Below are 23,404 nucleotides of genomic sequence, written 5' to 3'. Positions count from 1 at the left end.
TCAGGACGTGACGAGGTCCCGGCGGCGGAATCCTACGAAGCCGAGCGCGGCGAGCAGCACGGCGACCGCCCAGAGCACGGCCACGTCACCGGCAGCGAGGTCGCCGGAGAACGCCATGGGCACCCAGTCGAACGGCGACAACTTGAACGCCCAGTCGGGGATCTCGAACAGGTTCCCGAACAGCCCGACGACGAACGTGTACGCGAGCAGCGCCCATGCGACACCGGTCAGCCGCGGCGCCCAGCCGTACAGCGCGGCGACGAGACCCAGGTACACCCCGAGCGCGGGCAGGTACGTCCACACCACCGCGGTGTAGTCGCCGAACGTCTGGTCCTCCCACCCGACGACGACGGCGCCCAGCCACATCGCGTACATGCTCACCGCGAGCAGCACCGCGGTGCCGAGCGCGGCCATGGCGAGCTGTGCACCGAACCAGCGGTACCGGGACACGGGGTGGGAGAACACGACCTCCGCCCGCCCGGAGGACTCCTCGTGCTTGGGACGCTGGGCCATGACGATGGCGTAGCCGGCGCAGCAGAGCACGGCGTACAGGATCACCACGTTGAGGAAGATGACGGAGAGCTGGGACGAGTCGGCGCCGAACACCTGCTGGGCGACCGGGTTGTCCGCGATGATGTCGCCGATCATGGTGCCGATCTCCGGCAGCAGCGTGCCGGTGGCGAACCACATCAACCCCAGCCCGAGGCAGCTCCACAGCAGGGCACCGCGCTGCTGCAGCCACGCCAGGGCGACGGGTGACCGCAGGGAGGCACGGGCGTCGGCGCGCCCGGGGCGGCCGGCGACGAGCCCGCCGCCGAAGTCCCGGCGCGACGCCAGCACGGCGGCGACCCACAGCAGCACGGCGATCGCGGCGACCGACAGCAGCGCCGGCCACCAGCGGAGGTCGACGAACGCCCGCATCTGCTGCGCCCACCCGATGGGCGAGAACCAGGACAGCGTGGACCCGCCCGTGGCGCGCATGTCCCCGACGGCCCGCACCACGAAGGCGGCACCGAAGACAGCGAGGCCGAGACCGGTGGCGCTGCGGGCATGGGCCGTGACCTGGCACACGACGAGGGCGACGGCGCCGAACACGAGGGCACTGAGGGCCGAGCCGACGGTCATGGCGAACGAGTCGACGGCGGCCAGGTCGCCGACGGCCACCATCGCCAGTGCGGACAGCACCGCGATGCCCGCCTGGACGACCATCAGCGTGATCGCGGCGGCCACGGCGGGGGCGTGGCGCCCGACGACGGTCGCGCGCACGAGCTCGGAGCGGCCCGACTCCTCCTCGGCGCGGGTGTGTCGCACCATGTGCAGGATCGAGAAGATCGCCAGGGCGAGCACCACCCACGTGATGCCCTCGTTGGCCATGGCCACACCGGTCGTGTAGTGGTCGAGCCCGTACCCTGGACCGCCCGTGATGATGCCCGCCGGCGTCTCCATGACGGCGGCCCGCCCTTGCTGGGCCACCGGGCTTGCGAAAATGGTGTCCAGGGCGAACGTGAAGTAGGCGTAGAAGGCGACGATCGAGCCGGTCCACACCGCCAGCCGGACGCGGTCGCGGCGCAGCACGAAACGGACCAGCGCACCGGTCCCGGTGAGGGTCGACCGGCTCCGGGGAGCTACCCCGGCGGGCGCGGCGGCGACGGCGGTGCTCATCGCGCACCGGCCTCGCTGGCCGCTGCGTGCCGGCCGGTCCCCGCCGCGCCGCCGCCGTCGGACGTGGAGCCGTCGCCGCCCGGGAGCTCGTCGCCGTAGTGGCGCATGAAGAGTTCCTCCAGCGACGGCGGGGCCGCGGTGAAGGAGCGCACGCCCAGGCTCGAGAGTGCGGTCAGCACCTGGCCGATGACGGCGTTGTCCACGTCGAAGGTGATGCGGGTGCCCTCGGGGTCCGCGACGGTGGCGAGGTCGTGCACGCCGTCGAGACGCGCGACGGCGGACGGTTCGCCGTCGACCACCGCGGTGACGCTGGAGCGTGTGAGGTGCCGCAGCTCGTCGAGCGTGCCGGACTCGACGGCACGTCCGGCGCGGATGATGGTCACGGTGTCGCAGATCTTCTCGACCTCGGACAGGATGTGGCTGCTCAGCAGCACCGACGTCCCGTTCGCCGTGGCCCGGCGCACCTGCTCGGTGAACACGGCCTCCATGAGCGGGTCCAGGCCGGAGGTGGGTTCGTCGAGGATGAGCAGCGGCACGTCGGCGGCGAACGCGGCGACGAGCGCGACCTTCTGCCGGTTGCCCTTGGAGTAGGTGCTGGCCTTCTTGGTGGGGTCGAGCTCGAAGGCCTCGAGCAGCTCGCTCTTGCGCTTCTTGTCCGGCTTGCCGCGCAACCGGGACAGGAAGTCGATGGCCTCTCCGCCCGTGAGGTTCGGCCACAAGGTGACGTCGCCGGGGACGTAGGCCACGCGACGGTGCAGGCTCACGGCGTCGGACCAGGGGTCGCCGCCGAGGAGTCGGGCGCTGCCGGAGGTGGCGCGCAGCAGGCCGAGCAGCACCCTGATCGCGGTGGACTTCCCGGCGCCGTTGGGGCCGAGGAAGCCGGCGACCTCGCCCACGGCGACCGTGAGGTCGAGCCCGTCGAGGGCGCGGGTGGAGCCGAAGTGCTTGTGCAGGTCGTGGGTCTCGATCGCGGGCGTCGCGCCCGGAGCTGTCGTGGTCATGGTTCCCCTTCGTCGGCGGTGTCGTGGTGGTCGGCGCGGGTGGCACCGTCCGACGGCGGGTCGCCGATGTAGAGCAGGTAGTCGTCGAGCATGCGGCGGTCGGTGAGGAAGCCCTCGGTGAAGAGCTCGATCATCGGCAGGTACTGCTCGCTCATGAAGGCCCGGACCGCCGCGCCGAAGTCCTCCGGGTCGCTCGGCGGGTCCAGGGTGAGGGAGAGCAGCAACGTCCCGAGGGACGACAGGACGAGGTACCGCACCCGGGCGTCCTCGTCCACGCTGGGCTTGACGATGCCGTCGGCCACCGCCTCACGGGTGTAGACCTGGGCGTCGTCGATCATGTGCTGCACGAACTCCCGCGCGACCTGCCCACCGGCCTGCAGCGACTGGACCGCGTAGCCCAGCAGCGGGGCGTACTCGTCGACCTCCGCCATCACCTGCAGCAGCTGCCCGCTGGTGGCCTTGCCCATGTTCTGCCTCTTGGACTCCATGATCCAGCGCAGCACGTAGTCGTCGCAGGCGCGGTGCAGCGCGTCCTTGGAGCCGAAGTGGTGGATGACGAGCGCGGCGCTCACCCCGGCGTCGGCGGCGATGGTGCGCACGGAGGTGCCGAAGCCCGAGCGCGCGAAGCGCAGCACGGCGGCGTCCCGGATGCGGTCGCGCGCCGACCCGTCGGACGGCGGCTTCCCGGTCGACGGCGTCCCCCCGGGCGCCGGACGGGCCTCGGCTGAACTCATGTTCAGCACACTAAACGAGCGTTCAGCACCCCGCAAGACCAGGCTCGGCTGGATCCTTGGATCGAAAGCTGTCTATATTGATCTTCGTCGAAACAGCCACGTCAGGAGAACCATGACGACCACCGCCGAGGCGCCCGTCCGCGCCCGACTGTCCGCCCTCGACCGCTGGCTGCCGCTGTGGATCGGGCTCGCCATGATCGGCGGGCTCCTGCTCGGCCGGTTCGTCCCGGCGCTCGGCAGCCTGCTCGGCGCGATGGAGATCGGCGGCATCTCCCTGCCGATCGGCCTGGGCCTGCTCGTGATGATGTACCCGGTGCTCGCCAAGGTCCGCTACGACCGCGTCGCCGCCGTCACCGGCGACAAGAAGCTGCTCATCAGCTCCCTCGTGCTCAACTGGCTCGTCGGGCCCGCGCTGATGTTCGCCCTGGCGTGGATGCTCCTGCCCGACCTGCCCGAGTACCGCACCGGCCTCATCGTCGTCGGGCTCGCACGCTGCATCGCGATGGTGATCATCTGGAACGACCTCGCGTGCGGCGACCGCGAGGCCGCCGCGGTCCTGGTGGCGATCAACTCCGTCTTCCAGGTCGTCATGTTCTCCCTGCTCGGGTACTTCTACCTCACCGTGCTGCCCGGGTGGCTCGGTCTCGACACCGCAGGGCTCGACGTGTCGGTCGGGGAGATCGCGCTCAACGTGCTCGTCTTCCTCGGCGTCCCCCTCGCCGCCGGCTTCGCCTCCCGTGCGATCGGCGAGCGCACCCGCGGACGTGACTGGTACGAGGAGCAGTTCGTGCCGCGCGTCGGGCCGTGGGCCCTCTACGGGCTGCTGTTCACCATCGTCCTGCTCTTCGCCCTGCAGGGTGACCAGGTCTCCTCCCATCCCGGCGACGTCGTGCGGATCGCGCTGCCCCTCCTGGCGTACTTCGCGCTCATGTGGGGCATCGGGGTGGTCACCGGAAAGGCTCTCGGCCTGAGCTACGCCCGCACCACCACGCTGGCCTTCACCGCGGCGGGCAACAACTTCGAGCTCGCCATCGCCGTCGCCATCGCGACCTTCGGCGCCACCTCCGGCGAGGCCCTCGCCGGCGTCGTCGGGCCGCTCATCGAGGTCCCCGTGCTCGTGGGCCTCGTCTACGTGAGCCTGTGGGTCGGCCGCCGCTGGTTCGGTGTCGACCCCCGGGCGACCGCCGACCCGCAGAGAATGCCCGAGGAGGCCCGACCATGACCACCCTCTCCCGAGCACCCGACGACGCCACCTGCACACCCCCGCACGCCCCTGCCGACCACGCCATCGGCTCCGACGCCGCCGACGTCGTCGCCGCCACGCTCAAGGCGCTCGCCGACCCGCTGCGGCTGCGCATGCTGTCCGCCATCGCGACGACGGCCGACGGCGAGGCGTGCGTGTGCGACCTCGCCGAGCTCGCCGACGTCTCCCAGCCCACCGTGAGCCACCACCTCAAGGTGCTGCGCGACGTCGGCGTCCTCACCTCCGAGCGGCGCGGCACCTGGGTCTGGTACCGCATCTCCCCCACGTACCGTGGTGCCGTGACCATGCTGCTCGACCGGTTCGCCCCGGCCGCGCTGGAGCACCGCCAGGCCGCCCGGCACCCGGGGCTCCCCGGGCTCACCGACGTCGAGCCCGAGCTCACCCGCCTCGCGGAGTCGCTCGCCGGGCGGGTGCCGGGCACCGACCCCGCCGACGCGCTGCGGGTCGTGCGCGAGTCGTACACGGCGCTCGCCCGGCGCGGCGGGATGACCGTCCACCTCGTGCCGCTCACCGAGCACTTCGCCCGCCAGCGGCTCGTGGACGCCGCCGCGACGGCCCGCTCCCGGCGCCCCCCGCAGGTGCTGTTCGTCTGCGTGGCCAACGCCGGGCGCTCCCAGCTCGCCGCCGCCCTGCTCCAGCACTACGCCGGGGACCGCGTCGTCGTACGGTCCGCCGGGTCCGTGCCGGCCGGCGACGTGCACGCCGCGGTCAAGCCCTTCCTCGCCGATCTCGGGCTCGGCCCCGACCTCACGGACGACCCCTCGGCCGCCTACCCCAAGCCGCTGACCGACGACGCGCTGCGCGCCGCCGACGTCGTCATCACCATGGGCTGCGGGGACACGTGCCCCGTCCTGCCGGGCAAGCGGTACGAGGACTGGGTCGTGGGTGACCCCGCGCTCGCCTCGCCGTCCGGCGTGCGCGCCATCCGCGACGAGATCGACGCCCGCGTCCGCGCCCTGCTCTCCGACCTCCTGCCCGACCTGGTCCTCGACCGGACCGACCCCTGAAAGGCCGCACCATGACCAGCACACCGTCCGCCCTGTTCGTCTGCGTCCACAACGCCGGCCGCTCCCAGATGGCCGCCGGGTTCCTGCGTGAGCTCGGCGGCGGCGGCGTCGAGGTCCGCTCGGCCGGGTCGGCCCCGAAGGACACCATCAACCCCGTCGCCGTCGAGGCCATGCTCGAGCGAGGCATCGACATCCGCGCCGAGCAGCCCAAGGTCCTCACCACCGAGGCCGTCCAGGCCTCCGACGTCGTCATCACCATGGGCTGCGGCGACGCCTGCCCCGTGTTCCCCGGCAAGAGGTACGAGGACTGGGAGCTCGACGACCCGGCCGGCCAGGGGATCGAGGCCGTGCGCCCGATCCGTGACGAGATCGAGCGGCGCGTGCGCGGTCTGCTCGCCTCCCTCGACGTCGAGCCGGTCGCCCGATGAAGATCGTCGTCGTCGGCTCGGTCGCCGCCGGCACGTCCGCCGCGGCCAAGGCCCGCCGCAATACCGAGGACGCGCAGATCACGATCTACGAGCGCGACAGCGACATCTCCTACTCCGGGTGCGGCCTGCCCTACTACCTCGGCGGCGAGGTGGAGAGCATCGACGACCTCACGCCGCGCGACGCCGCCTGGTTCGCGAAGCGCTACGGCGTCGACGTCCGCACCGGCCACGAGGTCACCGGGCTGGACGCCGCCGCCCGGACCGTCACCGTCCTCGACCTCGCCACCGACGAGACCTTCACGGACACCTACGACGAGCTCGTGCTCGCCACCGGCGTCTCCCCCGTGGTCCCGCCCGTGCCCGGCATCGACCGCCCCGGGGTGTTCACGCTGCGCAACCCGGGCGACGCCCGGGCGGTCCACGCCTGGATCACCGAGCGTGACGTCGCCCGCGTCGTCGTGGTCGGGGCCGGCTACATCGGCCTCGAGACCGCCGAGCAGCTCGTGGGCCGCGGCCTCGAGGTCACCGTGGTCGAGGCACAGGATCACGCCATGCCCCGCATGGACGGTGACATGTCCGCCCGCGTGGACGCCGAGCTGCGCTCCCACGGGGTCGAGCTGCTCACCCGCACGCGCCTGGGGCGCATCGACGGCACCGACGGCACCGAGGACGCCGCGGGCGCCCCTGGCGACGTGACCTCCGTCGTCGTGCAGGGCGAGGACGGCGAGCGCAGCATCCCCGCCGACCTCGTGCTCGTCGCGGTCGGCGTGCGGCCGAACCTCGACCTGGCGCGGGCCGCGGGCGCGACCGTGGGGCCGACCGGCGCCGTCGCCGTCGACCGCCAGGGCCGCACGGACGTGCCGCACGTCTGGGCCGTGGGAGACGTCGCCGAGAGCTTCGACGTCGCCACGGGCGAGCCCACCTGGGTGCCGCTCGGGTCGACGGCCAACAAGATGGGCCGCATCGCCGGTGACGCCCTGACCGGGGGCACGCCCGCCCACCGCGGCATCCTCGGCACGTCCATCGTGCGGGTCTTCGACCAGGCCGTCGCCCAGACCGGACTCACCGAGGACCGCGCGCGCGACGCCGGGTACGACGTCGCCGTCGTGCACAACATCAAGCCCGACCGCCCGCCTTACCTCGGCGGACGCGAGATGCTGATCAAGGCCGTCGCCGACCGGGCCACCGGTCGGCTGCTCGGCGCGCAGGCGATCGGGCCGTCCGGGGTGGACAAGCGCATCGACGTGCTCGCCACGGCCATCACCTACGGCGCGACCGCCGACGACCTGTTCCACCTCGACCTCGCCTACGCACCCACGTACGCCACCACGAAGGATCCGGTGCACTACACGGGCATGGCGCTCGCCGGTGCCGTGGACGGCCGCACGCCGCTCATCTCGCCGGCGGAGCTCGACCGGCGCCGCGACGCCGGGGAGCAGATCCAGGTGGTCGACGTCCGCTCCGCCAAGGACCACGCGAGGTCGTGCGTCGACGGGGCCGTGAACATCCCGCTGGCCGAGCTGCGGTCGCGGTCCGGCGAGCTCGACCCCACCCTGCCCACGGTGACGTACTGCAACAAGGGCGTCAGCGGCAACGCGGGGCAGAACGTGCTGCGCAACCTCGGGTTCGGCGAGGTGTCCAACCTGTCCGGCGGCAACAAGAACTACCAGGCCTACCGCTCCTAGGAGGAACGTGACACAGCTCGCCCGACGGCTCGGAACCCGCGACGCCGTCGCCATCGGCCTCGGCTCCATGATCGGCGCCGGCGTCTTCGCGGCGTTCGGCCCGGCGGCCGCCGCCGTGCTGCCGGCCGGCACGGGCTGGGCGCTCCTCGGTGCCCTGGCGATCGCCGCCGCCGTCGCCTACGCCAACGCGACGTCGTCGGCGCAGCTCGCTGCGCAGTACCCGGTGGCCGGTGGCACCTACGTCTACGGCCGCGAGCGCCTCGGCGACTGGTGGGGCTACCTCGCCGGCTGGGGATTCGTGGTCGGCAAGACGGCGAGCTGCGCCGCGATGGCGCTGACCTTCGCCGCCTACGCCGCGCCTCCCGGGTGGGAGCGTCCGGTCGCCGCGGGCGCCGTCGTCGCGCTCGCCGCCGTCAACTACCGGGGCGTCACCCGCACCGCCCGGCTGACCCGCTGGATCGTCGCGCTCGTGCTCCTGGCGCTGGCGACCTGGACCGCGGTCGTGTGGACCGGCGGACCCGGGCCGACCCTCCTGCCCGACGGCGGCACCCCGGTCTCCGGGGGCGGGCCTGGCGGATGGCCCGTCGCTTACGGCGTCCTGCAGGCCGCCGGGCTGCTGTTCTTCGCGTTCGCCGGCTATGCCCGGATCGCCACCATGGGCGAGGAGGTGCGCGACCCGCGCCGGACCATCCCGCGGGCGGTGCTGCTCGCGCTCGGTGGCGCCGTCGTCGTCTACGCGGTGGTCGCCGTGACGCTGCTGGCGTCGCTCGGGCTCGCCGGGGTCGCGGGGACGACGGCGCCGCTCGCCGCCGCGGTGGAGGGCTCGCCCTGGGCGGGGGTCGTGGTGCGCGTCGGGGCGGCCGCCGCGTCGCTCGGGGCGCTGCTGGCGCTGGTCGCCGGGATCGGTCGGACGTCGCTGGCCATGGCACGCGAGGGCGATCTGCCCCGGTGGCTGGCCGCCGTGCACCCGAGGTTCCGGGTCCCGCACCGCGCCGAGGTGGCGCTCGCGGCGGTCGTGGTGGTCCTGGTGCTCACCGTCGACCTGCGGGGCGCGATCGGGTTCTCGAGCGTCGGGGTGCTGCTGTACTACGCCGTCGCGAACGCCGCCGCGTGGACCCAGCAGGGCACCGACCGGCTGTACCCGCGCTGGCTGCAGGCGTTCGGGCTGGCGGCCTGCGTCGTCCTCGTGGCGACGCTGCCCGTCCCCGCGGTGCTGGCGGGCGTCGCGGTGTTCGCCGTCGGGATCCTGCTCCGCATCGTGCGCCGACGGCGAACCCATCGACCATGACCGATCGAACGGTATCCTGGGCCGATGTCCCCCGCAGAGCCCGCACCGTCCTCCCGGCCGTCCCGGGAACGGACGCCTGCTCTGCGCGCGACGCTGAGCCGGGAGCAGGCGGAGAGCACCGCGGCCCTGTTGCGGGTCGTGTCCGACCCCACCCGGCTGCAGATCCTCAGCCTGATCCGGACGTCCCCGGACGGCGCGAGCCGCGTCGCCGACCTCACCCGCGCCCTGGGGCTGCGTCAGCCCACGGTCTCGCACCACCTCAAGGTGATGACCGAGGCCGAGATCCTCACCCGGCGCCCCGCGGGCCGCGAGGTCTGGTACATGATCGAACCCGCCCGGCTCGACGCGGTCGGCGACCTGCTCCGCTGACCCCGGCTGCGCACGGAGTCCCGCGGGACGGTCCCCGATGAGTGGCACCGCGGGGTACGAGGAACTGCGCCTGCGCCAGGTGATGGCGATGGCAGACCCGGACCGGCTGCGCCTGCTCGCCCTGGTGATCACCGACGCGTCGGGGCAGCCGACGGCGTCGCTGCTCGCCGGTCGCGACGGGGACGTCGACGGCGTACGCGGCCACCTCGAGGCGATGGCAGACGCGGCGTTGGTCGCTCGGGTCGCCGGCCCGGGCGGTGAGACGGGCTACCGTCCCACGCCGGACGCTCTCGCACGCTTCGGTGGAGCGGCGATCGCCTCGCCCACCGTCCGGCACCCCGAGCCGGTCGACCCGTCGGACCATGCGCGCCTGCTGGCACGGATCACGGCGGAGCTGGCGCGAGACCACGCCCAGGTTCTCGCCCCGGAGACCGTGGCCCGGTTCGTCGCCGACAGCTACGACCTGCTGGCCGCCCGTGCCAGCGTCCGCAACCAGCTCCCGGCGCTCACGGCGCGGTTCGCCGCGGACCGCCTCTCCGCTCTCGTGGCCCCCGTCGACGACGGCGACCCGGCCTCCGTCGACGCCGCGGGGCGCAGCCTCGACGTGCTGTTCGTCTGCGTGCACAACGCCGGCCGCTCCCAGATCGCGGCCGCCGTGCTGCGCGCTGCAGCGGGCGACCGCGTGCGGGTGCGCACCGCCGGGACCGTCCCCTGGTCCCGGATCGACCCCGGCGTACGGTCCGAGCTGGCCCGCCGTGACATCGACCGGCTGACGGAGATGCCACGACCGCTGACCGACGAGGTGATCCGGGCGTCCCGGGTGGTCGTCACTCTGGGGTGCGGGGACGTCTGCCCCGTCGTCCCGGGACGCCGGTACCTCGACTGGCCTATCGAGAACCCTGCGGGCCGGTCCGTCGAGGAGATCTCCCGGATCGTCGACGACATCACCGCCCGGGTGCACGATCTGCTCACCGACCTGCTGCCGCGGTCGGGCTGAGCACGGCCCGGGCCGCGCGGCGGACGAGCGGCCCTCAGGCCAAGCCAGGACGGAAGGCCGGCGACTCCAGCCGATACCCGATGCCCCGCACGGTGTGGATCGCCCCTGCGCGACCCAGTGCGTCGAACTTGCGCCGCAACCGTGCGACGATCCCGATCAGCTTCTCGTCCGGGTCCGCCGAGGTGGGCCAACGGCGCACCAGGTCCGTCCGGGCCACCACGTGGTCCTGGCGGGACGCGAGCTCGAGGAGGACCTCGAACTCCAGCATCGTCAGGTCGACGCCTCGGCCTGCCAGCTGGGCGTCGTAGCCGGCCGGGTCGAGGACGAGGTCTCCGACCCGGACGACGGCGGGCGCGGGCCGCGCCGGACGCACCTGCTGCAGGACCCCGACCAGCGCGGTCGGGTCGTACGGCAGGTGGACGAGGGGACGGGCACCGGCCAGGACGGCGGGGCCGATGACGTCGACGTCGACGTCGTCGTAGGCCAGGATCACCGGCAGCGAGAACTCCTCACGGACGATCTCGGCCACCTGGGCCGAGACCTCGGCACCGAGCCGAGCGGCGATGACGACGACGTCGGCGGTGTCACGCCCGAGCCGGGCGATCGCCAGCAAGGGGTCCGCGTAGGTCCGCAGCGTCACACCGTGCTCGCGCAGCCCGGCAGCGAGCTGCTCGTCGCCGTCGGCCGTCGGGTCGACCAGCACGACGACGGTGGTGGCGCCGGCGAGGGTCGGGGAGCCGGCGACCGTCATGGTGGTCACCCGAACCGCCCCGAGATATAGCCCTCCGTCCGCTGGTCGGACGGGTTCTCGAAGATCTTGGTCGTCCTGTCGTACTCGACGAGCCCGCCGGTGCGGTCTCCCGTGGTCTCGTTGACCTTCACGGTGAAGAACGCGGTGCGGTCGGAGACCCGGGCCGCCTGCTGCATGTTGTGGGTCACGATGATGATCGTGTAGAGCTCCCGCAGCTCGGCCATGAGCTCCTCGATGCGCAGGGTGGCGATCGGGTCCAGCGCGGAGCACGGTTCGTCCATGAGGACGACGTCCGGGTTGGTGGCGATGGCACGAGCGATGCACAGACGCTGCTGCTGCCCGCCCGAGAGACCGTAGGCGTTCTGCTTGAGCTTGTCCTTGACCTCGTCCCACAGGGCGGCGCGGCGCAGCGTCTGCTCGACGAGGTCGTCCATGTTGTCGACCTTCATCCCCGTGACACGCGGTCCGTAGGCGATGTTGTCGTAGATCGACTTGGGGAAGGGGTTCGCCTTCTGGAACACCATGCCGATCCGGCGGCGGACCTCGATCGGGTCGATCTTCGGCCCGTACAGCTCGATGCCGTGGTACCGCACCTCACCGGACACCCGCGCCGCCGGGATCAGGTCGTTCATGCGGTTGAGGCACCGCAGCACCGTCGACTTGCCGCAGCCGGAGGGGCCGATGAGGGCGGTGATCTCGTTCTTGCCGAACTCCATCGACACGTCGGTCACGGCGTGGAAGCTGCCGTAGTGGATGTTGAGGTCCTGGGTGGTGAACACCGGCTCCTTCGGGACGTCGGGGACGTCCCGTGCAGCGCGCTGGGGGCTGGGCGCCGGGCCGGCGGCGCGGGTTGCCTGGTCGGTCATCTCTGAGTCCTTCTTCCGGGCGGTCATACGGTCAGTACGCGCGGCTGTACTTGTTGCGCAGCCAGATCGCGACGGAGTTCATCAGCAGGAGCAGCGCCACGAGGACGATCGAGCCGGCGGCGGCCAAGGTGCGGAACTCCTCCTGGGGCCGCATCGCCCACTGGAAGATCTGCACGGTGATCACGGAGTAGGCCCCGTCGAAGAGCCCTTCGGGGAGGAAGCGCACGAACGTGGTCGCACCCACGAGGAGCAGTGGCGCCGTCTCGCCGATCGCCCGGGACATCGCCAGGATGGTCCCGGTCAGGATGCCCGGCAACGAGACCGGCAGCACCTGCCGCGAGACCGTCTGCCACCGGGTGGCTCCCAGGCCCAGCGAGGCGTGACGCAGGGTGCTCGGCACGCCACGGATCGCCTCGCGGGAGGCGATGATGACGGTAGGCAGCACCATCATCATGAGTGTCAGGGACCCGGCGAACGCGACGAACCCCAGCCCCCACGGCCCACGGACGATGAAGGCGAGCCCCAGGATGCCGAAGACGATCGACGGCACGGCGGCGAGGTTCTGGATGTTCACCTCGATGAGTCGGTTGTACCACTTGCTCGAGTCGGCGTACTCCTCGAGGTAGATCGCGGCGCTGACACCGATCGGCACGGTGGTGACCAGGACGCCGATCATCACGTAGAGGGTGCCCACGATCGCCGGGAGGAATCCGGAGGTGTTCGGGTCACGGGTCGACGGCATCTCGGTGAACAGACTGAGGTCGAGGCGGGGCCAGCCTGCCACGATCACGTAGGCGAGCAGCGTCGCGAGCATGACGATGCCGATCGAGATGCACAGCAGCAGGACGGCGCGGAACAGCTCGCCCTTGACATCGATCCCGCGCCGCTCCAACGACTCCGTGCCGGCGCGGGCTGCGTCGACGGCTATGCGGGTGCGCCCTGACTGTCTCATTCGTAGACCTCTCGGAACTTGCGCACGAGGGCGATGCTGATCGTGTTGATCACGAGCGTGATGACAAACAGCAGTGCCGCGACGGCGAACAGCGTGTAGTACGTCGTGGTGCCGAAGCCGACGTCGCCGGTGGCCGTTCGGCCGATGAAGGCGGTCATCGTCAGCACCGGGTCGTTCGGCCACAGGGTCAGGTTCGCGATCGCGCCGGCGGCCATGAGCACGACCATGGTCTCCCCGACCGCCCGGGAGAGCCCGAGGACGAACGAGGCGACGATGCCGGAGAACGCCGAGGGGACGACGACCTTCGTGGCGACCTGCATCTTGGTGCTTCCCAGGCCGTAGGCGGCCTCGCGCAGGCCCCCGGGGATCGCACTCATGGCGTCCTGGGACACCGAGGCGACGGTCGGGATGATCATGATCCCCAGGACCACGCCGGCGGACAGCACGAACTGGAAGCCGGGCGGGTCACCGAGCTTGCCCGGCAGGAAGGTGGGCCAGATCTGCTGCAGCAGGGGCGCGACGAAGGCGAGGGCGAACAGTCCGTAGACCACGGTGGGGATGCCCTCGAGCACCTCGAGCACCGGCTTGAGGATCTTGCGTGCCCGGTGGCTGGCGTACTCGTTGAGGTAGATCGCGGCGCCCAGACCTGCCGGCAGCGCGATCATGCACGAGTACAGGACGATGGACGCCGTCCCCGCGAGGATGCTGTAGACGCCGAAGCCGTCGGGGACGAAGTTCGGCGCCCACGGTTCGGTGGAGAAGAAGCGGGAGAACGGGATCTGGCGGAAGAACTCGACCGTAGGCCCGGCGATCGCCAGCACGATCCCGACGGTGATGAGCACGGCGAGGGCGGCGGCGGCGAAGAGCAGCGCAACGATGGCCTTCTCACCGAGACGTCGGCTGGACGGCTCGAGCGAGAGGGGTGGTTCGACCGAGGGCGGCTCGATCGGTGCCGAGACGATGGTCATGCGACCTGTTTCCTTCGTGCGACGGGTTCTGGGGAGTCGACGAGGCCGCCGGTCCGGCACCCGGTGCGGGTGCCGGACCGGCGGACCACATCAACCGACCAGCTCGGCCAGCGCGTCGTTCGCGACCTGCTCCTGGTCGGAGTTCAGCGGGATGAAGCCCGCCTCCTCGGCGATCTGCGCCTGGTTGAGGATGTAGAACTCCACGAACGCGACGACCTCGGGCTTCTCGAGGCCGGCGTCGCTCGGGTAGACGTAGAGCTGACGGCCGAGCGGGTTGTAGGACCCGTCCATGACCGTGTCGAGCGACGGAGCGATGCAGTCGCCCGCGTCGTTGACGATCTCGACCGGCTGGACCATGTCGCCGGACTCCTCGACGAACGACAGCGGGATGAAGGCTGTCGCGCCGGTCGCGCCGGCGACACCCTGGACGGCACCGAAGTCGTCCTCACCGATGTCGTTGTAGTCGGCGCGGATCGCGCCGCCCTCACCGTTGACCTCCTCGGTGAAGAAGTCGAACGTGCCGGAGTCGGAGCCCGGGCCGAACAGCGTGATGGGCTCGTCGGGGAACCCGTCCCGCACGTCGGCCCAGGAGTCGACCGGGCCGTCGGGCCGCCACATCGAGCTGATCTCCTCGATCGACAGGCACTGCGCCCAGTCGTTGTCCGGGTTGATCGCGACGGCGAGACCGTCGTTGGCGATGCCGAGCTCGGCGTAGGAGATGCCGTTCTCCTCGCACGTCGCGGCTTCCTCGTCCTTGATCGGACGGGAGGCCTCGGAGATGTCGGTCTCGCCGTTGCAGAACTTCTCGAAGCCGCCGCCGGTGCCGGAGACGCCGACGGACACACGCACGTCGGGATGCATGTCGCCGAACAGCTCCGCAGCGACCTCGGTGTTCGGGGCGACCGTGGAGGAACCGTCGATGACGACCGATCCGGACAGCGCCTCGCCGCTCTCGCCACCCTCGGTGGTCGCCTCGGGCTGGTCGCCGGGCGTGTCGGAGCCGCCGCAGGCGGCGAGCGAGAACGCCAGGCCGGCTGCGCCGATCAGCGCTGCGGCACGCTTGTGGTTCTTGAGCACGTCAGTGATCCCGTCTGCTGGGGCGGGACTCGACCCGCCCTGTTTCCTTGTCGGACGAGATCGATAGAACGCGGTCTATATGAACGTCGAATGAACGAGGGCTCGCTTCAGCATGACCAATCGATCACGATCTATCCTTCAGCGAGCGCCCGACGCCGAGCGTGACGAGCTGCGGCTCGGACGAGCCCCCGCAGCACGCCGACCCCTCGGCGTCGCCGCCGAGGTCGGTGGAGCACACCCCCGTCTCGGGCAGCTCCAGCTCGACGGCGTCGGCCGCGGCGCGGTCGCCGGCCAGCGCGGCCGCCACCGAGCGCACCTGCTCGTAACCCGTGGCGAGCAGGAACGTGGGCGCGCGGCCGTACGACTTCATGCCGACGAGGTAGAAGCCCTCGTCAGGGTGCGCCAGCACGCTCTCGCCGTGCGGCGACACCGTGCCGCAGGAGTGCAGGTTCGGGTCGATGAGCGGGGCGAGCCGGGCGGGGGCCTCGACCACGTCGTCGAGGTCGAGGCGGACCTCGCGCAGCATGTCGAGGTCGGGGCGGAAGCCCGTGGCTCCGGACACCACGTCGACGAACGCCTCGAACGGGCCCTCGGCACGGGCCTGGGGCGCGCGGCCGACGCCGGTCACGCGGACGCGACCGTCCACGGGCGCCAACCGCTCGATCGCGACCCGCGTCCACAGCTCCAGCCGGCCGGCCTCGACCGCCTCGCGCAGCCGGGTCCCCAGCAGGCCCCGGGCGGGCAGCTCGTCGTCGGTGCCGCCGCCGAACAGCCGTCGCGGCGACCCGCCACGGATGGCCCAGACGACCTCCGTGCCCGGCACCTCCTCGGCAAGCTGCGTGAGCGCGAGCAGCGTGTTCGCCGCCGAGTGACCCATGCCGACCACCAGCGTGCGGCGGCCGGCGAACAGCTCGCGGTCCCGGCCCAGCACGTCCGGCAGCGGCCCGGCGAGGAACGGGACGGCCTCAGCCTCCCCCACGGCGGGCAGCCCGCTGCTGCCCAGCGGGTTCGGCTGCCCGTACGTGCCCGAGGCGTCGATGACGGCAGCTGCCCGGAGATCGTGCGTGCCGCCGTCGGACTCCGTGCGGACCAGCCACGCCCGACGCTCCCGGCCGAGCGAGCGGGTCCGGTCGGCCCCGTCGCGGGCGACGGCGGTCACACGGGTGCCGTAGCGGACGCGGTGCTGCAGGGCCGGGGTCGCGGCGAGCGGAGCGAGGTAGTCGCGCACCAGGTCGCTCCCGGTGGGCAGGGCGTCGAGGTTCGGCTTGCTCCAGGTCCCGGCGCCCTCCAGCAGGCGGCGGGCGGCCGCGTCGAGGCAGTAGCGCCACGGCGAGAAGAGTCGCACGTGACCCCAGTGCGCGACGGCGGATCCCGGGCCGGCGCCGGCCTCGAGGACCAGCGGTTCGATGCCACGCTCCAGCAGGTGCGCCGCGGCGGCGAGCCCTACGGGCCCGGCGCCGATCACCACGACCGGGTGCTGCGTCGTCGTCTCCATGCCACACTCCTCATCGACGAACTTCAATGTGTCGTCGACAACGTATCCACAAACGTCGATGCGTGGCAAGATGGAGTGCATGACGAACGTCCTGCCGCTCGCGGTCGACACCTGCTGCACACCGCTGCGCGCCGCCGTCGACGCCGAGGAAGCGCAGCGGATCGCCCGGGTCTTCAAGGCGCTCGGCGACCCGACGCGGGTGCTCCTGCTGTCCACCGTCGCCACCGCTGCCGACGGCGAGGCCTGCGTCTGCGACCTCACCGCGCCCGTCGGCCTCAGCCAGCCGACCGTCAGCCATCACCTCAAGATCCTCGTCGACGCCGGGCTGCTCACCCGCACCCAGCGGGGCCGCTGGTCCTACTACGCGCCGGTTCCCGGCGCGCTCGACCGACTCGCCGACGCCCTGCGCGCCGTGTCCTGACTCCTCGCCCCCGGGCAACGTGCACGGTGCGGTCGTGGGCCGTCCCCCTGCGACGCCCCACGACCGCACCGACTCGGCGGAGAGCAGCACCCAGCGGCGCCGCCTCCTCTCGGAAGGGCTGCGACGACCGCACGGGCCCCCGCCCGCACGACGTCGCCGACACAGCCCCGAACGAACCGGGCACCGGCGGGAGACCGTTGCGGCCTCCTGATGCACCGGCTCGGCAGACCGCGGGCCGTGCGGTCGTGGGCCGTCCCCCTGCGACGCCCCACGACCGCACCGGTTCCGCGGTGGTCGGTGTCAGCCGGGGTGCGGCGTGGTGACGGCGAACCCGTCCATCACGAGTGCTGGTGGCAGCACCCGTCGCATGCTCGTACGCATGGCAGATCTCCTGCTGTGTGACGTGGGAGGCAGGCGACAGACGGCCACCCGCGGCTGGGCGCGCTCAGCGGCGCGACAGAGCCACGTCAGGCAGGAGAGACGGTGATCTCGAAGTCAGGCACCGGCAGCGGCGCGAACGCTTCGGGGGAGGGCACCAGCCAGTGGCCGGCGCCGGCGCGGGACGCGGCGGCGAGCTGAGCGGCGACGTCGCCGGTGCTCGCCCCTGCGCGTACGGAGCTGGAGGAGCCGCCAGCGACGGCGGCAGCGGTTCCGACCGGGGATCCTGGAACGGTCGAGCCGTTCGCCACGGCCGCGGCAGGGCCGGGCCCGGCCAGCGACGCCAGGGCGTCCGGGGCCGGAGTGTGCGCCACGGCCGGTGCGCTCACGTCGCCCGTCCTCGCGACGTCGACCGCGGAAGCCGCTGCGGTCGTGGCCTCGGCGGCAGGTCCGGCCTCCTGCGAGGCCACCGCGGCCCGCCCGGTCGCGGCCCCCTGCACCGAGGCAGCCGGACCGGCGCTCGCCCCCCCGGTCACCGTGGCGACGTCCCCCACCGGCGCGCCCGACCCGGGGTCGGCCTCGCCCGGCTGGTCGATCACCGGAGGCTCGAGCTCGTCGACCACGGGGTCGACCACGGGGTCGAGCACGGGGTCGAGCACCGGACCGAGCACCGGGTCCACCACGTCGATCACGGGGCGGACCACGGGATCGACCAGCTCGACGACGGGACCGACCACCGGAGCCACGGCGTCGACGACCGGGCGGACCACCGGATCGAGCACGCCCACGACGGGTCGCACCACAGGATCGAGCACCGGGTCCAGCACCTCGACGACGGGCGCGACGACAGGCTGGAGTCCTTCGGTCACCGCGCCGACGACCGGCCCCACGGGTGCGAGCACCGGCCGGACGGCGTCCGTCACCGGACGGGCCACCTCCCCCACCGCGCCGATCACCGGTTTGAGCGGTTCCGTCACGGGTCCGGAGATGCTCTCGACGACGTCCCCCGTCGCCTCGGAGACCGGAGCGAGCCCCTCGGTGACGGGGTCCACCACGTCGTGGAGCATGCCTCCGACGGTTCCCGTCACCGGTGCCACGACCGTTCCGGTCACGCCCTCGAGGAGTCCGACGACCGGGCCGGGCCTCGAGCCGGCGGTCTCCGGCTCCCCGTCGGCGGTCCCGCCCTCGGCAGGCTCTGCCCCCACGTCGGCGGTCTCGTCGTCCGCCGTGCCCGACGCCGGTTCCGCACGGTCCTCCGAGGCCGCTGCCTCCGGAGCAGATTCCTCTGGCCGGTCGCTCTGCTCGGGCCGGTCCGAGCCCTCGCCTGCCGGGTCCGACGGCGTCTCGTCGGAGCGATCGGTGGCCTTCGCCGGCTTCTCGGCCTTCTCCGTCGGCTTCTCGGCCGGCTTCTCCGTCGGCTTCTCCGTCGGCTTCTCGGCCGGCTTCTCCGTCGGCTTCTCCGTCGGCTTCTCGGCTGACTCCTCGGCCGGCTTCGCGGCAGGCTTCTCCGCCGGCTCGGTCACCTTCTTCGACACGCTCTCGACCGACGTGCCGACCGGCTCGGTGACCTTCTCGACCGTGGTGCCGACCGTGTCCAGCAGGGGGTCGGTGACCCGCTCCGTGGTGGTCTTCACGACCCCCGCGAGCAGCCCGTCCCGAGACCGCTCGTCGGCCCCGCCGTCGTCGGCCGACGCGCCGGTGGCGAGGCAGACGCTGGTCGCGGCGGCCCCGAGGGCGACCCCGACGGCGCGCAGCGTCCAGCGGCGGAGGCTCGCCGCCCCCGTGCTGCCGCCCAGACGTGCCATGCGGTGCCGCCGCCTCCTCGCGTTGCCGTCCTCAGAAGCCGATCGTGACGTGGACCACTCTGACGTTCGGCTTCACGATGTGCAACAGCAACCGTTGCGCAGACCATTCAGCGCGTCATGGGTGGCGCGTGCTCCGGCAGCGCGTCCAGGCGGTCCGCGGTGGTGGCCGCGCAGGCGGCTAGCTCACCGGCGATCTCCGCGCTGAGCCCGAGATAGGCGGCCGGGTCGATGAGCTCCCCGAGCTCGGCGCGGTCGAAGGCTCCGGCGACCACGGGATCGTCGAGCAGCCGCTCGACGAAGGGGCGGTCGCTGGTCGCAGTGGCCTGCGCGACCTCGAAGACGACGTCGTGGGCCCTCTGTCGCCCGATCTTCTCCCCCAGCGCCAGCATGAGCGACTCCGACCCGATCATGCCCGCCGAGAGGCTGATGTTGTCGCGCATGCGCTCGGGGTCGAGCACCAGCCCGCCGACGATGACCTCGAGGCGGGCGAGCATGTCGCCCGCGAGCACCGCGGCGGACGCCGCGAGGTCCTCGAGCAGCGCCGTCATCGCCCCGTTGGCCTCCTGGTCGTGCAACATCGACTCGAGCGCCGGGGCCGCGAGCGCCCGCAGCTCCGCCGACATGGTCAGCAGGTCGAGCGCGAGCTGCGGGTTGCGCTTGTGCGGCATCGTCGAGCTGCCCACGGTGCCGTCCGGTACGGGCTCGAAGGCCTCGGCGAACTCCGGCTGCATGAGCGCGTACACGTCCTTGGCGATCTTGCCGATCGTGCCGGCGAGCTGGGCGAGGACGAGCACGAGCTCGACGATCCCGTCGTTGATCGCCCGCGACGGGACCCGCATGGGGTGCAGGCCGAGCCGGTGCGCCACCCCGGCCTCGATGACCCGGCCGGCGTCCCCGAAGGAAGCGAACGTCCCGGCGGCGCCGCCCATGAGGACGCAGAACAGCCGGTCGTCGAGGCGTTCGAGGCGTTCGGTGTGTGCCACGAGCTGGTCGATCCACACCGCGACCTTGAACCCGAAGGTGATCGGCACGGCGTGCTGGGAGTGGGTGCGGCCCGCCATCGGGAGCCCGGCCGACCGTTCGGCCAGTCCGGCCGCGGAGCGCAGCACCCGCGAGAGCTGGTGCAGGATCACCCGGTGCGCGTCGCGCAGGACCAGGACGTCCGCCGTCTGGGTGATGTTCTGGGTGGTCGCACCCCAGTGCACCCACCCGCCGTGCTTGGAGCCGACGACGCGGGCGAACTCCTCGATGAGCGGCACGAGCGGGTGACTGGCCTCCGCCGTCGCGGCGAGGACCCGCTTGATGTCGAGCTTCTCGATGCGGGCGGTCAGCGCGATCGCGCGGGCGGACTCCTGGGGGATGAGGCCCGCGTCCGCCTCCGCGAGCGCGAGCGCGGCCTCGACGTCGAGGCGGGCCTGCCAGCGGTTCTCGCGCGTGAACAGGGCGGCGATCCCGGGGTCGGGGACACGGCCCTCGGTGAAGCGTCCAAACGGTGCGACGATCATGGTTCCTCCTCGGCCCGCCGCCGGCCGCCGACGGGCCGACGGCGGTGAGCAGCATGATCGTCCTCATCGGCGTCGAATGCGAGCCCCGACCGGCTCGCGGGACGGTCCGGACCGAGCGCCGTCAGGTCCCGGAGCTGCCGCCCCGCGCCTCGCCGGCCACCTCCTGGGCGGACTCCTTGCCGTGGCCGGCAACGTCGCGGCCGGCCTCCGTCGCGGACTCCTTCAGCCCCTGGGCGTGTTCCTGGGCCGAGCCGCGCAGATGCTCCGCCATGGTGCTCCCCGCGTCCCTGGCGTCCTCGACGAGCGGCTCGGCGGCTTCCTTCACCCTCGTGGCGGCCTGCGCCTCCTGGCGGGTGGCCGGGATCAGCGAGGCGGCGAGGAGGCCGAGGCCGAAGGCCACCACCCCGACGGCCAGCGGGTTGCCCTGGGCCTGCTCCTTGACGGCCTGCGGTGCGCCACCGACCTTGTCGCTGACGGTGCCCGCGGCGTGCTTCACGGAGTCCCCCGCCTGGTGGCTCGAGGACCTCGCGGAACCCATCACGCGGTCGCGCAGGCGGCCGATGCCCTCCTTGGCGCGGTCGGTCTGACGCTGGGCCACGTTGCTCGGCCGCACGTGGTCGCCCAGCGTGTCGACGTCGTCGCTCAGCTCGCGACGCGTCCGTTCGATGTCGGCGCGGACCTGGTCCGGGTCGGAGGTGCTCATCGGTTCTTCTCCTCGTGTCCTTGGAGCGCGTGCGGGATCTTCTTCAGCGAGTCGGTCGTCCGGTCCATGCCAGGCGCCTGCTGGACCTCCTTCTTGCCCATCAGGGCGAGCACCCCGGCGACGGCGACCCAGACGACCGCGACGACGAGCGCCGACCAGCCGTAGCCCATCAGGTTGCCGAGCGCCCACCAGAGCGCGATCGACAGGAAGAGCAGCACCATCCCGGCGGCGTACGCGGCACCGCTGAGCATCCCTGCTCCCTTGCCCGCGTTCTTGGCGGTCTGGGCGGCCTCTGCCTTCGCGAGCTCGACCTCCTGACGCAGGAGCGTCGAGAGGTCCTGCGTCACCTCGGAGATCAGGTCGCCCAGGCTCCGGTCACCCGGGTCCGTGCCCGTGGAGCCGGACCCGAGCACCCCGGTGGAGGTGCGGTCCGGCACCCGGCGGCCGGGCTCGCCGAGACGGTGCGCGTCAGGTTCGGTCGGCATCGGAGACACCTCCCGTCGCCGCGGGGGCCGTGCCCGGCGCGCTTTCGTCGCCGCCGGCCACCGAGCCGGTCGAGGACTCGATCGCCGAGCCGGCGGGCGAGCCGGTCGCAGAGGCCGCGGACGACCTGGTCGACCCGCTGTCCTTGGCCTCCTTAGCGCCGCGGAGCAGCCGACCGACGATCAGGCCCGCTCCCGCGGCGATCGCGATGAACGCTCCCGGTCGACGGCGCGCGAAGTCCTCGACCTCGTGCAGGACGTCGCCCGGCTCACGCTGCTCGAACCAGCCCGCCAGGTGGTCCGCGGCCTGGGACCCACGCTCGGCGGCCTGGCTCGCGTAGCCCGGTTCGTCGCTGGCGCGACTCATCTGCTCCAGCTCCGCGCCGACGTTCCGCAGCTGCTCGGCCAGCCGGCTCTGCTGGTGGGACACCTGCGACGACGCCTGCGACTGCGTCTCGCCCCAGAGGTCCTTGGCGCGGTCGGCCGCCTCGTGGGCGACGTCGCCGGCGCGTTCCCGCGCGTCGTGCGCGACATCCCGTCCGGCGTCGGCGGCGTGCGAGGCCGTCTCTGACGCGCGTTCACGAGCACCGCCCGACGAGCTCTCGTCGCGGTGGTCTGCGCTCGTGGATGTCCCCGCGGGCGGGTACGCCGCCGGAGTGGTGGTGGCCCTGGGCGGGTAGGACGTGTCACTCATGTCTGCCTCCGTTCCGCCCCCCCGAGGGGCGTCCGGACGGAGGGAACCGGCGAGGCTCGGCCTGCTGCGGCGGTCGCCGGGCCCTTCCGTTCCCGTCGGCCGCTTCATGACCTTCCTCGACCATCACCCATGTGACGGGTGCTCACATCTGGGGGACGTCCCTGCTGGTCACAGGTTCGCCGAGGGGCCGCGCACCACCAGCGCCGGCCGACCCGGGTGATCGAACCGCACGACGACGTCGGCGCGGCGTTCGGGTGCGACCTCGTGCCGGTAGCGGCTGTACGCGGCGAGGGTCCACGCGTCGTCGAGCGGTGTCCTGCGCGTCTCCGTCGCGGGCTGCAGGGCGAGGTGGACGACGAGGTCGACATCGAGGCCGACACCGATCGTCAACGACCCGTCGAGGACGACGACGGTGCCCGGCGGCGCGGGCTCGTAGCCGGCGCGGGTCGACCGTCCGGAACCCGGGTCGCGGAGCGTGGGCAGGTAGCGGCCCTGCTCGACGACGGCGCGCAGGACCTCGCGGTTCAGGCCGTCGACGTCGATCCACTCGTCCAGCAGCGCGTCGGGGTCACGGCGGCCCCGCTCCAGCCGCAACGACCTCGCTCGCAGGAAGTCGAGCACACGGACGCGCGCGACCGGCCGGCCGGTGACGCGCAAGGGAGCGACGAGGGCGTCGGCGAGCTCGGCGGGGCCGGTGGACGGGTGGCCGTCCACGACGAGCCGCACGGGCCGGCCTGCGGGCTGCGCCAGGACCAGGCCGACGACGCGGGCCACCACCCCGTCGAACGTCACCGGTTCCGCACGCACGTGGATCAGTCTCGCAGCACCGGCCGCGGCCCGGCAGAGGACTGCACGGGGGCTGCACGGGGGCT

The 23,404-nt window shown here is 72.6% G+C and carries 23 protein-coding genes; 8 read left to right on the top strand and 15 right to left on the bottom strand.

Features of this window, described 5'->3' with window-relative positions; all coding sequences use genetic code 11:
• The 3 genes from PZC42_RS00560 to PZC42_RS00550 are packed head-to-tail and all read right to left on the bottom strand — an operon-like array spanning window position 1 to window position 3,397.
• Window positions 1-1,662 (bottom strand): ABC transporter permease, encoded by a 1,662-nt coding sequence (locus PZC42_RS00560; RefSeq protein WP_277207352.1) that lies wholly within the window; start codon window positions 1,660-1,662, stop codon window positions 1-3.
• On the bottom strand, window positions 1,659-2,663 hold the full coding sequence (locus tag PZC42_RS00555; protein WP_277207349.1) for an ABC transporter ATP-binding protein: 1,005 nt from the start codon (window positions 2,661-2,663) through the stop codon (window positions 1,659-1,661). Before PZC42_RS00555 ends, PZC42_RS00560 begins: the two co-directional genes overlap by 4 nt.
• Entirely contained in the window at window positions 2,660-3,397 is a 738-nt protein-coding gene (locus PZC42_RS00550; protein ID WP_277207348.1) for a TetR/AcrR family transcriptional regulator, read from the bottom strand. The genes PZC42_RS00555 and PZC42_RS00550 overlap by 4 nt, the downstream gene beginning before the upstream one ends.
• 112 nt (window positions 3,398-3,509) lie before the next feature.
• Here PZC42_RS00550 and arsB point away from each other — a divergent pair, with 112 nt between their 5' ends.
• The 7 genes from arsB to PZC42_RS00515 are packed head-to-tail and all read left to right on the top strand — an operon-like array spanning window position 3,510 to window position 10,435.
• The gene (gene arsB, locus PZC42_RS00545; RefSeq protein WP_277207346.1) at window positions 3,510-4,619 is read left to right on the top strand and encodes an ACR3 family arsenite efflux transporter; all 1,110 of its coding nucleotides are present in this window, start codon (window positions 3,510-3,512) and stop codon (window positions 4,617-4,619) included.
• Window positions 4,616-5,668 carry a metalloregulator ArsR/SmtB family transcription factor gene (locus PZC42_RS00540; RefSeq protein ID WP_277207345.1) on the top strand — a complete coding sequence of 351 codons (1,053 nt, stop codon included), beginning with the start codon at window positions 4,616-4,618 and terminating at the stop codon, window positions 5,666-5,668. Before arsB ends, PZC42_RS00540 begins: the two co-directional genes overlap by 4 nt.
• 11 nt (window positions 5,669-5,679) lie before the next feature.
• Entirely contained in the window at window positions 5,680-6,096 is a 417-nt protein-coding gene (locus tag PZC42_RS00535) for an arsenate reductase ArsC (protein ID WP_277207342.1), read from the top strand.
• Complete coding sequence (locus PZC42_RS00530; RefSeq protein WP_277207341.1) at window positions 6,093-7,781, top strand: FAD-dependent oxidoreductase; 1,689 nt, start codon at window positions 6,093-6,095, stop codon at window positions 7,779-7,781. The genes PZC42_RS00535 and PZC42_RS00530 overlap by 4 nt, the downstream gene beginning before the upstream one ends.
• A gap of 7 nt (window positions 7,782-7,788) precedes the next feature.
• The gene (locus PZC42_RS00525) at window positions 7,789-9,069 is read left to right on the top strand and encodes an APC family permease (RefSeq protein WP_277207340.1); all 1,281 of its coding nucleotides are present in this window, start codon (window positions 7,789-7,791) and stop codon (window positions 9,067-9,069) included.
• A 24-nt stretch (window positions 9,070-9,093) separates the two neighbouring features.
• Entirely contained in the window at window positions 9,094-9,438 is a 345-nt protein-coding gene (locus PZC42_RS00520; protein WP_277207338.1) for an ArsR/SmtB family transcription factor, read from the top strand.
• Between the two features lie 37 nt (window positions 9,439-9,475).
• Window positions 9,476-10,435: an arsenate reductase/protein-tyrosine-phosphatase family protein gene (locus PZC42_RS00515; RefSeq protein ID WP_277207335.1), complete on the top strand. Its 960-nt coding sequence runs from the start codon at window positions 9,476-9,478 to the stop codon at window positions 10,433-10,435.
• 34 nt (window positions 10,436-10,469) lie between these two features.
• On the opposite strand, the gene PZC42_RS00510 is transcribed toward PZC42_RS00515, so the two are convergent.
• The 6 genes from PZC42_RS00510 to PZC42_RS00485 all read right to left on the bottom strand — a co-directional run bounded on the left by PZC42_RS00510 (window position 10,470) and on the right by PZC42_RS00485 (window position 16,544).
• Complete coding sequence (locus PZC42_RS00510) at window positions 10,470-11,186, bottom strand: winged helix-turn-helix transcriptional regulator (RefSeq protein ID WP_277209246.1); 717 nt, start codon at window positions 11,184-11,186, stop codon at window positions 10,470-10,472.
• 5 nt (window positions 11,187-11,191) lie between these two features.
• Complete coding sequence (gene pstB / locus PZC42_RS00505) at window positions 11,192-11,965, bottom strand: phosphate ABC transporter ATP-binding protein PstB (RefSeq protein ID WP_438802914.1); 774 nt, start codon at window positions 11,963-11,965, stop codon at window positions 11,192-11,194.
• A 118-nt stretch (window positions 11,966-12,083) separates the two neighbouring features.
• Entirely contained in the window at window positions 12,084-13,004 is a 921-nt protein-coding gene (gene pstA, locus PZC42_RS00500; RefSeq protein ID WP_277207332.1) for a phosphate ABC transporter permease PstA, read from the bottom strand.
• The gene (gene pstC, locus PZC42_RS00495) at window positions 13,001-13,972 is read right to left on the bottom strand and encodes a phosphate ABC transporter permease subunit PstC (RefSeq protein WP_277207330.1); all 972 of its coding nucleotides are present in this window, start codon (window positions 13,970-13,972) and stop codon (window positions 13,001-13,003) included. The genes pstA and pstC overlap by 4 nt, the downstream gene beginning before the upstream one ends.
• Window positions 13,973-14,062: 90 nt before the next feature.
• A complete protein-coding gene (locus PZC42_RS00490) occupies window positions 14,063-15,049 on the bottom strand; it encodes a PstS family phosphate ABC transporter substrate-binding protein (RefSeq protein WP_277207328.1) in 987 nt (328 codons plus the stop codon).
• 124 nt (window positions 15,050-15,173) lie between these two features.
• Window positions 15,174-16,544: an FAD-dependent oxidoreductase gene (locus PZC42_RS00485; RefSeq protein WP_277207326.1), complete on the bottom strand. Its 1,371-nt coding sequence runs from the start codon at window positions 16,542-16,544 to the stop codon at window positions 15,174-15,176.
• Window positions 16,545-16,623: 79 nt separating this feature from the next.
• On the opposite strand from PZC42_RS00485, the gene PZC42_RS00480 reads away from it, so the two are divergent.
• Complete coding sequence (locus PZC42_RS00480; RefSeq protein WP_277207323.1) at window positions 16,624-16,965, top strand: ArsR/SmtB family transcription factor; 342 nt, start codon at window positions 16,624-16,626, stop codon at window positions 16,963-16,965.
• A gap of 467 nt (window positions 16,966-17,432) precedes the next feature.
• On the opposite strand, the gene PZC42_RS00475 is transcribed toward PZC42_RS00480, so the two are convergent.
• The 6 genes from PZC42_RS00475 to PZC42_RS00450 all read right to left on the bottom strand — a co-directional run bounded on the left by PZC42_RS00475 (window position 17,433) and on the right by PZC42_RS00450 (window position 23,339).
• Entirely contained in the window at window positions 17,433-19,148 is a 1,716-nt protein-coding gene (locus PZC42_RS00475; RefSeq protein WP_277207321.1) for a ribonuclease E domain-containing protein, read from the bottom strand.
• A 107-nt stretch (window positions 19,149-19,255) separates the two neighbouring features.
• On the bottom strand, window positions 19,256-20,653 hold the full coding sequence (locus tag PZC42_RS00470) for a class-II fumarase/aspartase family protein (protein ID WP_277207319.1): 1,398 nt from the start codon (window positions 20,651-20,653) through the stop codon (window positions 19,256-19,258).
• A 121-nt stretch (window positions 20,654-20,774) separates the two neighbouring features.
• On the bottom strand, window positions 20,775-21,356 hold the full coding sequence (locus PZC42_RS00465) for a DUF3618 domain-containing protein (protein WP_277207318.1): 582 nt from the start codon (window positions 21,354-21,356) through the stop codon (window positions 20,775-20,777).
• Window positions 21,353-21,841: a phage holin family protein gene (locus PZC42_RS00460; RefSeq protein ID WP_277207316.1), complete on the bottom strand. Its 489-nt coding sequence runs from the start codon at window positions 21,839-21,841 to the stop codon at window positions 21,353-21,355. Before PZC42_RS00460 ends, PZC42_RS00465 begins: the two co-directional genes overlap by 4 nt.
• A complete protein-coding gene (locus PZC42_RS00455) occupies window positions 21,825-22,532 on the bottom strand; it encodes a hypothetical protein (protein WP_277207314.1) in 708 nt (235 codons plus the stop codon). The genes PZC42_RS00460 and PZC42_RS00455 overlap by 17 nt, the downstream gene beginning before the upstream one ends.
• Before the next feature lie 168 nt (window positions 22,533-22,700).
• A complete protein-coding gene (locus PZC42_RS00450; RefSeq protein WP_277207311.1) occupies window positions 22,701-23,339 on the bottom strand; it encodes a nucleoside/nucleotide kinase family protein in 639 nt (212 codons plus the stop codon).
• Between the last annotated feature and the right edge of the window lie 65 nt (window positions 23,340-23,404).

The organism is Isoptericola croceus (assembly GCF_029382255.1).
Lineage (GTDB): Bacteria > Actinomycetota > Actinomycetes > Actinomycetales > Cellulomonadaceae > Isoptericola > Isoptericola croceus.
The sequence above is the reverse complement of the archived record's forward strand: the minus strand, read 5'-3'. Positions and strand labels throughout refer to the sequence as shown.